Annotated in this window: 11 protein-coding genes; 3 read left to right on the plus strand and 8 right to left on the minus strand. The window is 62.3% G+C overall.

All coding sequences use genetic code 11. The annotated features are described in order from the left end of the window. Positions 1–4: 4 nt before the first annotated feature. The 8 genes from OOZ48_RS16350 to OOZ48_RS16385 form a co-directional block, all read right to left on the minus strand. Positions 5–1,471, minus strand: coding sequence for an NAD-dependent succinate-semialdehyde dehydrogenase (locus tag OOZ48_RS16350; RefSeq protein WP_269499888.1), 1,467 nt, complete (start codon positions 1,469–1,471; stop codon positions 5–7). Positions 1,472–1,474: 3 nt separating this feature from the next. Next, positions 1,475–2,683 carry an iron-containing alcohol dehydrogenase gene (locus OOZ48_RS16355; RefSeq protein WP_269499889.1) on the minus strand — a complete coding sequence of 403 codons (1,209 nt, stop codon included), beginning with the start codon at positions 2,681–2,683 and terminating at the stop codon, positions 1,475–1,477. 86 nt (positions 2,684–2,769) lie between these two features. Further along, positions 2,770–3,762, minus strand: a complete 993-nt coding sequence (locus tag OOZ48_RS16360) for an Ldh family oxidoreductase (RefSeq protein WP_269499890.1) — start codon at positions 3,760–3,762, stop codon at positions 2,770–2,772. Between the two features lie 54 nt (positions 3,763–3,816). Then, the gene (locus OOZ48_RS16365; RefSeq protein ID WP_269499891.1) at positions 3,817–5,094 is read right to left on the minus strand and encodes a TRAP transporter large permease; all 1,278 of its coding nucleotides are present in this window, start codon (positions 5,092–5,094) and stop codon (positions 3,817–3,819) included. Next, on the minus strand, positions 5,091–5,582 hold the full coding sequence (locus OOZ48_RS16370) for a TRAP transporter small permease (protein ID WP_269499892.1): 492 nt from the start codon (positions 5,580–5,582) through the stop codon (positions 5,091–5,093). Before OOZ48_RS16370 ends, OOZ48_RS16365 begins: the two co-directional genes overlap by 4 nt. 117 nt (positions 5,583–5,699) lie before the next feature. After that, complete coding sequence (locus OOZ48_RS16375; protein WP_269499893.1) at positions 5,700–6,638, minus strand: TRAP transporter substrate-binding protein; 939 nt, start codon at positions 6,636–6,638, stop codon at positions 5,700–5,702. 226 nt (positions 6,639–6,864) lie between these two features. Beyond that, positions 6,865–8,247 (minus strand): four-carbon acid sugar kinase family protein, encoded by a 1,383-nt coding sequence (locus tag OOZ48_RS16380; protein ID WP_269499894.1) that lies wholly within the window; start codon positions 8,245–8,247, stop codon positions 6,865–6,867. 11 nt (positions 8,248–8,258) lie between these two features. Continuing rightward, positions 8,259–9,521: a ribulose-bisphosphate carboxylase large subunit family protein gene (locus OOZ48_RS16385; RefSeq protein ID WP_269499895.1), complete on the minus strand. Its 1,263-nt coding sequence runs from the start codon at positions 9,519–9,521 to the stop codon at positions 8,259–8,261. A gap of 67 nt (positions 9,522–9,588) precedes the next feature. On the opposite strand from OOZ48_RS16385, the gene OOZ48_RS16390 reads away from it, so the two are divergent. The 3 genes from OOZ48_RS16390 to OOZ48_RS16400 all read left to right on the plus strand — a co-directional run bounded on the left by OOZ48_RS16390 (position 9,589) and on the right by OOZ48_RS16400 (position 12,625). Beyond that, the gene (locus OOZ48_RS16390) at positions 9,589–10,413 is read left to right on the plus strand and encodes a phosphogluconate dehydrogenase C-terminal domain-containing protein (RefSeq protein ID WP_269499896.1); all 825 of its coding nucleotides are present in this window, start codon (positions 9,589–9,591) and stop codon (positions 10,411–10,413) included. Between the two features lie 49 nt (positions 10,414–10,462). Beyond that, positions 10,463–11,716 (plus strand): mandelate racemase/muconate lactonizing enzyme family protein, encoded by a 1,254-nt coding sequence (locus OOZ48_RS16395; protein WP_269499897.1) that lies wholly within the window; start codon positions 10,463–10,465, stop codon positions 11,714–11,716. A 201-nt stretch (positions 11,717–11,917) separates the two neighbouring features. Continuing rightward, complete coding sequence (locus OOZ48_RS16400) at positions 11,918–12,625, plus strand: GntR family transcriptional regulator (protein WP_269499898.1); 708 nt, start codon at positions 11,918–11,920, stop codon at positions 12,623–12,625. Positions 12,626–12,703: the final 78 nt, after the last annotated feature.

Consider the following 12,703-nt stretch of genomic DNA (forward strand, 5'->3'; position numbering starts at 1 on the left):
CGGATTACCAGCTCGTGGCGATGTACTTGGCCTCCATGAACTCCAGGATGCCGTGCTGTGCGCCCTCGCGCCCCAGTCCGCTTTGCTTGACGCCGCCAAACGGTGCGGCGGGGTCCGAGACCAAGCCGCGGTTGAGGGCGATCATGCCGGCCTCCAGGGCGGTCGAGACGCGCATGCCGCGGCCCACGTCCCCGGTGTACAGATAGGCGATCAGCCCATACTCGGTGTCGTTGGCCATGCGGACGCCTTCCTCCTCGGTATCGAACACATAGACCGGCGCCACCGGCCCGAAGATTTCCTCCGAGAACATCTTGGCATCGGTCGGCACATTGTCCAGGACCGTAGGCAGGTAATAGCAGCCCGCATCGTCCGGCTGCCGACCGCCGCAGCGCACCTGCGCGCCGCGGGCCTTGGCATCCTCGACCAGTTCCACGACCTTGTCGACGGCGGCCCGGTCCACCAGGGGGCCGCAATCCGTGTCGGCCTCGATGCCCGGCCCGACCTTCAGGGCGGACATGGCCTCGGTCAGGCGCCGGGTGAACGCCTCGGCGACGGGGCGCTGGACCAGGAAACGATTGGCGGCGGTGCAGGCCTCGCCGCCATTGCGCATCTTGGCGATCATGGCGCCCTGCACGGCCTGCTCGATGTCGGCGTCCTCGAACACCAGGAAAGGGGCGTTGCCGCCGAGTTCCATCGAGCTGTGGATGACCTGGTCGGCGGCCTTGCGCAGCAGCACGCGACCGACCTCGGTGGATCCGGTGAAGGACAGCTTGCGAACCCGGGGATCCTCCAGCATGGCGTTGACGACCTCGGAGGTCGTGGACGAGGTGAGGACATTGACCACGCCATCGGGCACCCCCGCCTCGGCCAGAATGCGCGCAACCGCATAGGCGGTCAGCGGCGTCGCCGTCGCGGGCTTGAGCACGCAGGTGCAGCCGGCCGCCAGCGCCGGCGCGATCTTGCGCGTCGCCATGGCGGCCGGGAAATTCCAAGGCGTGATCAGCACTGACACGCCGATGGGCTGATACTGCACCAGGATCTGGTTGTTGCCGGAAGGCGCCGTGCCCAGATCGCCGCGCACGCGCACGCCCTCCTCGGAGAACCAGCGGAAAAACTCGGCCGCGTAGGCGACCTCGCCGCGCGCGTCCTTCAGCGCCTTGCCGTTTTCCAGCGCAATGATGCGGGCCAGGGCATCGGCATCGCGCATCATCAGCTCGAAACACTTGCGCAAGATCTCGGAACGCTGGCGCGCGGGGGTTGCCGCCCAGGGCGCGCCAGCATTGTGGGCGGCCTCGACGGCGGCAATCGCATCGTCGGCGCCGGCATCGGCCACGGAACCCAAGGCGGAGCCCGTGGCCGGATCGATCACGTCGATCCGACCCTTGCGGGAGCCCGTGCGCCACTGGCCGCTGATGAACAAACCGGGATGCCGGTCTACGTCTTCACTATTGCGTTGTACTGCCTTCGACATTTTTCAAGCTCCATTCATCGCGTGATCGAGAATCGACCGGATGGACTGCACATCGAGCGTTCTCGGATTGTTTTCGACCAGGCGTGCCGCCCCCATGGATTGTTCGGCCATGGCGTCCAGATGCGCGGGCTCCAGGCCCAGGTCGCGCAGGTTTTGGGGAATGCCGATGCGTCGAAACAGGGACCGGATGGTCGAAATCGCGGCCATCGCCGCCTCGCGCTCGGTGCCGGCAGTCGACAGACCCATCGCGCGCGCGACCTCCGCATACACGCCCGCGGACACTTCAATATTGAACTCCATGGTGTAAGGGAGCAAGACCCCGATCCCCAGGCCGTGCGGGGTATGGGTCTGCGCCCCGACGGGATACTGGATGGCATGGGCGGCGCAGGTGCCGGCCGTGCCGAAGGCCAGGCCTGCATATGTCGATCCCAGCATCACGGCGCTGCGGGCCTCGAGGTTGGAACCGTCCTCGACCGCCGTGGCCAGATGACCCGAGATCAAGCGGATGGCGGCCAGCGCGTATTGATCGCTGAGGATGTTTTTGCCGACGAAGACCCGTTGCATCGCCATGGACGGATCGGGCGCGCGACGGATGGCCGAAAAAGCCTCCAGCGCATGCGCCATGGCGTCGGCCCCCGAGAGCGCGGTCAGCCCCTGGGGGCAGCTCACCGTCAATTCCGGATCGCAGATCGCTGTGTGGGGAATCAGTTCGGGGCTCGAAATGCCGACCTTCATGGCGCGATCGGGATCGGCGATGACCGCGACCGGCGTCACCTCGGACCCGGTACCCGCGGTGGTCGGAATCGCGATGACTGGCTTGACGGGGCCCGGCACCTTGAATTCGCCGTAGTATTCCGAAACCGGTTCCGGATGGGTCAGCAACAGGCTCACGACCTTGGCCAGGTCGATGCAACTGCCACCCCCGATGCCGATCAGCACATCGGGATCGTAGGCGCGATATCGTTCGACGCACGTTCGGATCCCGCTCAAGGGAAGCTCCGCCTCCGTCCCATCGAACACCTCGGTGGCCACCCCGTGTGCCGCGAGGTCGGCGAGCAGTTCGCGCATCAATGGCAGCCCGGCCACGCGGGCGTCCGTGCAGATCAGCGCACGCCGCCCAAGGGACGCCGCCGCAGGTCCAAGCGCCGCACGCTGTCCGGGTCCGAAAATCAGGCGGGCGGGCGCCCGTGTCACGCCATACTCATGTCGCATTCGCATTTCCTCCAACAAAATCCGTCGGGCGCCGCCTTGCTGGTGCATCCACGTCGCCCTTTTACTGGCGTGAGAGTCTCCATGGATCACCCCGCCATCTCTACGATCTGCTCCCAGACTTCCGGCGCCAAGTCGATGCCAACCTCCAAGTGATCCCGTCGAGCTTGCCGAGCGCGATCTCCCGGGATGCGCACCGGCTGCCGGGGATCGGCTGCGGGCGAAGCCCGCAATTCCTGCATGAAGGTGCTGACCATCCCGGCGGCGCCGGTCGTCGGCTCCAGCACAATAAAGACGTCCCCCTTGTTGCAGGGCTGTTCGGAGTCCAGAGTGCCCGCCACCTCGCGTCCGATCGCACTGCCCGACAAGGCGGCAACCAATAATTCGAAGCCCAATGCTAGGCCATAGCCTTTCGCGCCGCCGAAAGGCGCGATGGCGCCTTGCTTGGCCGCCGCAGCATCTGTAGTGGGATAACCCTCGGAATTCAGTGCCCACCCTTCCGGTATTGCTACACCGCGATTGGCATGGTCGTGAATCTTGCCCATGGAGACCAGGCTGGTGGCCATATCGAATACGAAGGGGTCGGGTTGAGCCGGGATGCCGATAGTGATCGGATTGGTACCCAGCATGGCGCGCCGGCCGCCCCAGGGATGCACCAGAGCCTCGCTGATGGTCAATGCAACCAGTATCTGGCCCTTGCGCGCCACCTGTTCCGCATACCAGGCCAGCATGCCCAGGTGATCGCAATTCCGGATGGCGGCCACAGCCACCCCGGTGTCCGCCGCACGAACACACACATGTTCCAATGCGCTGAGTGCGACGACAGGCCCCAAGCCATTTTCGCCATCCACCTCATAGAAGGCCTCGCGGCGCCACAGTCCCCGCCCTGTGGCGTTCGGCTTGCATACGCCGTTGCGAATCCGCTGAATGACACGCGGCAAGCGCAGCAAGCCATGCGAGGGGACACCGCGCAATTCGGCTTCCAACAGCAGCGACAGCTGAGTCCTCGCTGCAGGCTCCGGCACGCCGGCCGCACGCAGCGCGGCCAGGCTCTTGCGGGTGATTTCATCGACTGTGGGCATGCTCCTCCCTGATGATGCTGTACGGATACAGACACGTGATATTGGCTACTCGCATCACGAGAACGAAATATCCCGAAGCCACAGCGAAACCTCCGGTATATAAGTAATGATCATCAGGGCCGATACCACAGTCAGCACCGGCCAAACCAGTGACCTGAACATCGACTCAATGGGTATCCTAGCCACCTGGGCGGCAGCAAACAGATTGACACCCAATGGGGGAGTGATCATTCCCATGGCCAGATTGACGATCATAATGATGCCGAAATGCACCGGATCCACGCCAAAGGCGATAGCCAGCGGGGTCAGGATAGGTGCGAGGACGAGGATGGCGGCCGACGTCTCCAGAAACATCCCCACCACGAACAACAGCGCATTGATGAACAGCAGGAAGCTGAGGTGCGTCTCGAAGGTGGCTCGGGTCCATTCTCCGATCAGATGCGGCAATCCCGACAGGCTAATCAGGAAAGAAAACAAGGCGGCCGCGGAAATGATCAGCATGATCACCCCGGTGGACAGCGCAGAGGACCGGAAAATCATCGGCAGATCCGTGATCCGGATCTCGCGATAAACGAACATGCCGATGAACAAGGCGTACACCACCGATACGGCTGCCGCCTCGGTCGGCGTGAACACGCCACCGTAAATGCCGCCCAGCACGATCACCGGCAGCAGCAGCGCCCACAGGGCTTCCCGCAAACCCTTGAGCAGAGGGCTGCGATCGCGTCCATCCTCCAGGCCATAGCCCTTGATACGACACCAGATCTGGACCATCAGGATCAGGCTGCCGCCGATCAACAGGCCCGGCCCCACGCCAGCGATGAACATGTCGCGCACGGATGTTTCCGTAGCCACGCCGAACAGAATCATGGGGACCGAAGGCGGGATGATCACGCCCAGTTCGGCCGAGGCGACCTGTATGGTGGCTGCGACGGGTACGGGGTAGCCATGGCGCCGCATGGCGGGAATCAGGATGGCACCCACGGCGAAGGTGGTGGCCACGGAAGATCCAGAGATAGCGGCGAAAATCATGCAAGTGATCACGCAGGCACTGGCCAGGCCGCCCTGCATGCCGCCGACCATGGCCTTGGCAAAATCGACGAGTCGGCGCGACACGCCGCCATGGGTCATGATGTTGCCGGCCAAGATGAAGAACGGAACGGCGAGCAGCGGAAAGCTGTCCAGTCCATTGAACATTTTCTGCGGCACCACCAACAGGGGTAGGTGGCTGGCCGTGACGATGCCAAATACCCCCGCCAGGGCGATCGCCACCGCGACCGGCACTGATAGGGCAAACAGAAAAACCAGCGAGGAAAGGAGCACGGTATTCATTCGATGCTCCCCCCGTCATACTGCCTGGGACGGAAATGCCCCAGCAGGACGCCCGGAACGGCGCACAGCGCCCCGACCGGGATGGCTGCGTAGAACCAAGCCATCGAAATATCCAGGAGAGCCACCTGCTGTGCCCGTACCCGGAGGGTCATCTGGATGCCGTACCAGATCAGGATGCCCAGAAACATCAGCACCAGCACGGTAACGAGCACCATCACCTGTCGTCGAATAGCATCCGGCAGGACATTCCGGATGAACTCCAGCGGAATCATGACGGCATACCGGAAACCCGCCGCCGAGACCAGAAAGACCAGCCAGATCACTGCACTGCGAGCGATGATTTCAGTCCAGGCGGCAGGGTCGTTGAAGACGAAGCGGGTGACCACTTGCAGGAAAACCATGATCGATGCAATAGCCAAGAGCAGCGCCGCCAGATTATGGGTAAATCGGACGATGCACTCTCCGGCTTCCACGATTTTTTCGCGCATGCGTGTTTCCTTGGAGGTGTGCTTGGAAGGCCGGCGCCAAGAGTAGACGCCGCCACAAGGGAAGCAGGCGGGCCATCGTCATACACAGGCCCGCCCATGTCTGCAGCACAGCGCGGATCAGTTCTTTATCGCAGCACGCACACGATCAAGGGCGCTGGAGCCATAGCGCTTGGTGTAGAACTCGTAGGCGCCGTTCATGGCCTCAGTGAACTTGTCTTTGTCCAACGCGTCGCCCGCGACGATATCCATCCCGTTGGAACGCAGCAACTCAATGCCATTGGCCTCGTCCCGGTCGACGAATGCGTGGTTGGCTGCCACGGCCGCCTCAGTGGCTTGGCCCACCCAGCCCTTTTCCTCGTCGCTGAGGCCGTCCCATACCGTCTTGGACATCATGATGACGGCAGGCGAATAGAAATGCCCGGTCAGGGTGAGGTATTTCTGGACCTCCCAGATGCGATTCGACACCAGGATCGACAGCGGGTTTTCCTGTCCGTCGATGGTGCCTTGCTGCAAGGCGGGGATGACCTCGGGCCAGCTCATGGGGGTCGGCGATGCGCCGGCGGACTTGAAGGCCGCCAGGTGGATGTCATTTTCCATGGTGCGGATCTTCATGCCGTCCAGGTCCTTGGGTTCCTTGATCGGATGCTTGGAGTTCGTGATATAGCGAAAGCCGTTTTCCCCCCAAGCCAAACCCTTGACGCCAACGTCATCGAGCTTGGACAGGAGTTCCTGGCCGATCGGCCCGGCCATCACGCGGCGCGCGGTCGCATAGTCATGAAACAAGAAGGGCAAGTCCATCACGTAAGTATCCGGCACGAATCCGCCGACCGGGCCGGACGCGGTGATGCCTACCTCGATGGAGCCGATCTGCATGCCCTCAATGATCTCGCGTTCGCCGCCCAGCACGCCATTGGCCTTGATGGCAACGTCGAACTTGCCGCCCGAGACTTCTTCGAGCTTGGACTTGAAGGCCTTGGCCGCCGCACCATAGTGAGAGTCTTCGGTCGTCACCATGGCCCAGTTGAGGGTGCGCGCCGTCACCGAGCCGGCAAACATGACGGCGCCTCCAAGGGCCGCTACACATAGAAGTCTGGAAATGCGTATCTTCATTGCTTGTCTCCGCGTAGTCCATCGATATGGATGTGAGTCTGTCATCAGGCTCGCGACAGACGTCGTCTTATTCGTATACGATTCTATTTATCCTATACGATACGAAATTCTCCCATCAAGTCATATTGATCGGAATAGGGGGTATCCATGAGATGGCGGATGCTCGTTCTTACTACCGAGCGCCTCCACCCTCCCGCACCCAGCCAAAGTAGTCCTCGCTGCCCATCTGGCCGCCCTTGAGGGCCAGCTGCAGGCCGTCCAGGTGGTTGTTCGCGATCACTGTGCAAACGGAGGCGCCGGGGATTGTCGGTGCCAGCGGCTCCAGCGCCAAAATGTCCAGTTCACGCACAGCGTGGCCGGAAGTGTCCCCGCCTGAAATGACGGCGCGGCGCACGCCGGTATCTTCCAGAATACGGTCCAGCACGCGGCCCAGGGCCGACCCGATCCGAACGTTGGCATCGGCGATCGGCGTCCCGGCACGCCCGATCCAGCCCTGGAACCGTTGCACCCGAGGATCGTCCGGGCCTCTGGCAGTGTGGATCAACGGATCCAGGCCACGGCCCAGAGCCTCCAGTGCCGCGGACACCGCATGGCGCTCGGCCAACTGGCTACTGGCTGGGTCCATGAGCGCCACAGGATCAAGGGGAATACCCTCGAAGCCATGGGCCTGCGCCCAATCGATCTGCCGCTGTGTGACGGGCGAAACCGAACCGGACACTACCACCATGGCCTCGGCGCGCCCCGCCGAAGGCACTGGCTGCGCAGGCGGTAGCCAGCCTTGGCGAATCCAATAGGCAATCAAGGCATATTCGACCCCTTGGCTGCCGATGACGAACGGCGCATCCCGGCGATGCGTCCACAGCAGCTCGCCGCATACTGCCAGCGTGTCCTGGTCTATGGCATCGAGCGTTATCAGGCGCGCACCGCCTTGCCTGAGCCGCGCCAAGCGGTCCGCCGCATCCGCAAAACCCGCCAAGTCCAAGCAGGCCACCGCATGTGCCGTTTGGCGCGCTAAGTGGCATGCGACGTCCGCCTCATCCATGGGGGTCACGGGATGGCGACGCATGACCGGGTGGCGATCCAGCCGATGGATGCTGCCGAAAGCCTCGGCGAACAAGGTGCCAAATGCTTGGTAGCGGCCCATGGGAGGCGCAGCCACCAGCACCGGCGCCCATGAGGCGGGGAAGACCTCCAGGCCGATATCGGCCGCGCAGCCGATCGACCCGGTCCGCTCGGAGGAATCCAGCGTCGAGCACACCTTGTAATGAAACAGCGGGGCGCCTATGTCCCGAAATGCATGGAACAGCGCCGGGAATTCGGCCTGCATCTGCCAGGGCGCGTAGGTGCGTGCGGTGGTCGCCACGCCGAAGGCGCGCAAGTGCGGCGCGGCCGCCAAGTCCCCGGGTGTCGGCATCCGCAGGAACAACCGCGCCGGGAGACCGGAAAAGCCCAGCACCTCCATGACGGCCGCCGACCCTGTGAAATCGTCGCCGCACCAACCCAACAGCAATCCGGCAGGCACGCCGGCGTCATGAGGACACGATCCAATGCTCATGGCCGGCCCGATCAGAGCTGAATATCAGGTTGTGCAAAGGTCCGCAGCGCAGCCGCCAGTTCCGGGGCATCCTTGGCAGCCTCCTGTACCGGCACCCCGTCGCGCGCTGCTGCAGCCGCCTGGCGCAGCGCCCGCACGCCGCCGCCCGCGCCATCCGGATGGCTGATGATGCCGCCACCGGCGCAGAAAATGAAATCATCGTTGCCGAGGATGTCTCGGGCCGGACCCAGCTGCCAGGCCGTCTGGCCTGAGGAATAGACCGGCATGGCCAAATGGGGCGGCCCACCCTCGGCGCACACCGGCTGCTGCACCGCGCGAGCGGCCGCAGCCACCACGGCGTCGGCCTCGGTGAACTTGTTGGCCAAGCCGTTGACATGCAGATGATCCGCCCCGGCCAAGCGCCACAGCTTTTGCCACACCGCAAATGAAATGCCGATATGAGGCGAGCGAGAATACAGTCCCCAGCCGGCGCGGTGGCCATGGATAGGCAGCGCCACACGCTCGCGCAAGGCGCGCAGGCCAGTCAGGCCCACGGAAAACAGCGACACCATGATGCAAGTCCCGCCGGCCTTTTCGACCATCTCGGCGTTGCGCAACATGACATCGAGTTCATCCGTGATGTTGAAGGCATACATGACTTTCTTGCCATTGCGTTGGGCATGCCGCTCGATAACCGGCATCACAGCCGCGACGCGGTCCCTCAATGGACAATAGGCGCCGTTGGCCTGGAGTTCGTCGTCCTTGATGAAATCAATCCCGGCCTGTGCCAACTGGTCGACCAAGTCGGCGGTACCGTCTGCAGACAAGCCGATGCTCGGCTTGATGATGGTTCCAATCAGCGGACCGTCGATACCGACCAGCCGACGGGTGCCCGCCGCACCGAATTGCGGGCCCGGGCAAGCCTTTGCGAACACCTGCGGCAGATCCACGTCCTCCAGGCGCAAGGCCGACAAGTCGGCCAGCTCGAACAAATTGCCGGCGATGGTCGTCAGCAGGTTGGGGATCGAGGGACCCGTATTGTCCAATGGCCAGCTGATGCGGATATGTCCCTGTTCGTAAGTTTCACCGCGCGTGCGGCTGGGCAAGCTGGGCGTTGATACCCGATCAGTGACCTCAATGGATTCGATCCGCGCGCCCGAACGCGCCCGCAACTCGTCTGTTTCCTGGGGTAGCCGTACAAACGTTCCTGTGGACTGCTCGCCGGCGATCACTTGCGCCGCGTGCTGGAGACCTTTAGGGGATTCGGCGAAATATGTTACGGAAAACCGGCTCATGACACCCTCCCAGATTCAGATACGATATGATATCATCAACCATATACGATAAAACAAAGGAGGAGCCATGAAAATAGCGTTGATCGGCGCAGGCGGCAAAATGGGTGTGCGCCTTGCCAAGAATCTATCCCGCAGCCATCACGAAGTCTCATATGTGGAGGTCAGCCCCGTCGGCATTGATCGCCTCCGCCAAGAAGCCCAGCTCGAGGTCACTACTCAGGACGACGCAGTCGACGGCGCCGACGTGGTCATCATGGCAGTGCCCGACACCCTGATCGGGAAAATTTCCGCAACCATCGTTCCTCACATGCGCAGCGGCGCCATGATGATGCTGCTGGACCCGGCCGCGCCTTGCGCGGGCCACCTGCCCGAGCGTGCCGATGTCGTCTATTTCGTGACACACCCCTGCCATCCGTCCATCTTCAACGAAGACCCCGACGAGGCGGCCCGCCTGGATCGTTTCGGTGGCATCGCAGCTAAGCAGGCCATCATCAACGCCTTGATGCAGGGCGACGAATCCCAGTACCCAATCGGCGCCGAAGTCGCCGAGATCATCTGGGCTCCGGTGCTGCGCACACACCGAGTGACTGTCGAACAAATGGCCCTGCTCGAGCCAGCCCTGTCGGAAACCCTCACAGCATCGCTGCTGGCCGTCATGCAGGAGGGCATCGAAGAAGTCGCTCGCCGCGGAGTCCCGGAGGCCGCCGCGCGCGATTTCCTGCTGGGCCACATGAACATCCTGGGCGCAGTGACCTTCGGCCATATTCCGGGCGCCTTCTCGGACGCCTGCAACAAGGCCATCCAGTTCGGCAAGGCACGCCTCATGCGCGATGATTGGAAAGGTATCTTCGATAAAGCCGAGGTCGACGAAAGCATCCGCCGGATTACCTGACCCCATCCAATCACTCGGACGAACACGCACGATATGAGGATAGCGTCACATGAAAATCAAGGGTGTTGAAGTCTTCCCGGTCGCCAATCCCGCGGCCTATATCGGCGGACCCATATGGATGTTCGTACGTATCGACACCGATGCGGGGGTCAGCGGCTACGGCGAGATTCTGGCGGTCCAGTCCTATCTGCGGCCCCGCACTTTGGCTATGGTCGTTGAGCAAGTGGCAGAGGATTTCTTCGTTGGCCGCGAGGTCGGCGACTTCGAGACGACCTTCCATGCTTACTACAACAGCTTCTACAGCCATGCCAGCGATCTGCTGAAAACCGCGATTTACAGCGGCCTGGAAATGGCTTGCTGGGATGCCCTGGGCAAGCATCTGGGGCGCCCTGTCCATACCATGCTGGGCGGGCGCTTCCGTGATCGCATACGCACCTATACTTACATTAGCGCGCCGTCGGGGGATGCGCTGGGTTTCGACTTCTGGCTGCAACCCGACGCCGTCGGCGCTCGCGCCGGCGAACTGGCCGCCCAAGGGTTTACAGGCCTCAAGCTAGATCCTTTCCCCCTCATGACTGGCAGCGAGCAGCAGCAATCCCAAGTGGTACCTCTGCAATGGTCCCTGGAAGCCCTGGATCGCGCTGAAGCGACCATCGCCAGCATCCGGCAAGCCGTAGGTAGTCGGTGCGACGTGATCGTGGGCACACATGGCCAGATGACCGCCAGCTCCGCCCTGCGGTTGGCTAAGCGATTGGAGAAATTTGATCCGCTCTGGCTGGAGGAACCGGTACCGCCCGAGCTGGCCGACGAAATGGCCTTGGTGGCGCGTGGAACCTCCATTCCCATCACGACCGGAGAACGCTTGTCCAATAAGTGGGAATTCGCCCGCCTCATCCGCCTGCAGGCTGCCTCGATTTTCAATTTGGACGTGAGCCAGGTCGGGGGCCTATGGGAAGCCAAAAAGATCGCTTCCATGGCTGAGGCCAACTATGTGCAGATTGCCCCGCACGTTTACGGCGGCCCTTTCACCGCGGCAGCCTCCTTTCAGCTTGGGCTTGCCTGCCCCAACCTGCTGATCGTCGAAGGACTGGGCGATTTTTCAGGCTTTCACGCCGAATTGCTGCAGGAGCCCATCATATGGCGGGAAGGCTATGTGATGCCTTCTGAGCGGCCGGGGCTGGGCTACACGCTGAATGAAGACGCAGCTCGACGCCACGCCGTCAAGGATGAGGATCGGCTGTGGGGTTCCTTGGATAGCACCCAGGTCACCACGGTCTCCGCAGCATCGGACGATAGCCGCTAAGGAAATTTTTCAGCAAACCTTCTGTGCGCTGGGGTTCACTATAGCGAGCCCAGGCGCCGCGCGGGGGCATGGCAGTGTTCCTCCAATACGTACATCCTATTTTCGAATATGATTTATATTATCGTATCCGATATGGTATTTGCCCATTTTCGCAAGTGATGGCAAATTAAAGGGTATTCATTTCAGATTCAAGGGAAAGCCATGAACCCGCTGATTACGGCAAGCGAGCAGCCTGCCTCGCAAACGCCACCCCACGAGCGCCGTCCCTTGAGCGATGAAGTCTATGAAACGCTGGTGACAGAGTTAATCTCGCTCAGACTGCCCCCTGGGGAACGACTCTCTGTAGATGCCTTGGCCCGGCAGCTGGGCGTTTCCCAGACGCCGATCCGCGCCGCTCTGATCCGCCTGGAGACCGAAGGACTGGTTGTCAAAAAGCACAACACGGGCTTCAGTGTCGCGCCCTTGCCCGCGGGCAAGCGTTTCCAGGAAGTCTATGTATTGCGCAGCCTGCTGGAGCCGGAGGCAGCCGCGCTGGCAGCCGACAACGCGCGCCGCGACGATGTCCGCAAACTACAGGCCCTATGCGACAAGATGGAGCAACTGGTTACCGACGACACCGAAGGCAACTATGGCCGCTTTGCAATGCTGGACGGCCAGTTTCATGCCCACATCGCGCTGGTCGGCGACAATGAACTGCTCAAGCATACTCTCGACACGCTACACGCCCATATGCACCTTTTCCGCTTGCGCTACCACGCATCCGTCGCCGAAGAGGCCGTCAAAGAGCATCTCGCCATTCTAGAGGGCATCACGAAACGCGATCCAGATGCTGCCCGGGCGGCGATGGCCACCCATATCGCCGCGTCGCACGAACGCATGAAGCCGTGCTTCCAGCAACTGGCCGGATGACAGCCGCGCGCAGCAGCAACTATTCAATCTGCAGGACCCAATCATCGAAGGAAAGACAATGGCCTCTAGCAACACCTT

This window comes from Castellaniella sp. S9 (genome assembly GCF_027257175.1).
Classification (GTDB): Bacteria; Pseudomonadota; Gammaproteobacteria; order Burkholderiales; family Burkholderiaceae_B; genus Castellaniella.

Coding starts and splice junctions, on each gene's coding strand:
- OOZ48_RS16370 (WP_269499892.1), bottom strand. CDS start 5,582: ATGCGCGAAAAAATCGTGGAAGCCGGAGAGTGCATCGTCCGATTTACC.
- OOZ48_RS16375 (WP_269499893.1), bottom strand. CDS start 6,638: ATGTTTGCCGGCTCGGTGACGGCGCGCACCCTCAACTGGGCCATGGTG.
- OOZ48_RS16400 (WP_269499898.1), top strand. CDS start 11,918: ATGAACCCGCTGATTACGGCAAGCGAGCAGCCTGCCTCGCAAACGCCA.
- OOZ48_RS16395 (WP_269499897.1), top strand. CDS start 10,463: ATGAAAATCAAGGGTGTTGAAGTCTTCCCGGTCGCCAATCCCGCGGCC.
- OOZ48_RS16350 (WP_269499888.1), bottom strand. CDS start 1,471: ATGTCGAAGGCAGTACAACGCAATAGTGAAGACGTAGACCGGCATCCC.
- OOZ48_RS16360 (WP_269499890.1), bottom strand. CDS start 3,762: ATGCCCACAGTCGATGAAATCACCCGCAAGAGCCTGGCCGCGCTGCGT.
- OOZ48_RS16355 (WP_269499889.1), bottom strand. CDS start 2,683: ATGCGACATGAGTATGGCGTGACACGGGCGCCCGCCCGCCTGATTTTC.
- OOZ48_RS16390 (WP_269499896.1), top strand. CDS start 9,589: ATGAAAATAGCGTTGATCGGCGCAGGCGGCAAAATGGGTGTGCGCCTT.
- OOZ48_RS16380 (WP_269499894.1), bottom strand. CDS start 8,247: ATGAGCATTGGATCGTGTCCTCATGACGCCGGCGTGCCTGCCGGATTG.
- OOZ48_RS16365 (WP_269499891.1), bottom strand. CDS start 5,094: ATGAATACCGTGCTCCTTTCCTCGCTGGTTTTTCTGTTTGCCCTATCA.
- OOZ48_RS16385 (WP_269499895.1), bottom strand. CDS start 9,521: ATGAGCCGGTTTTCCGTAACATATTTCGCCGAATCCCCTAAAGGTCTC.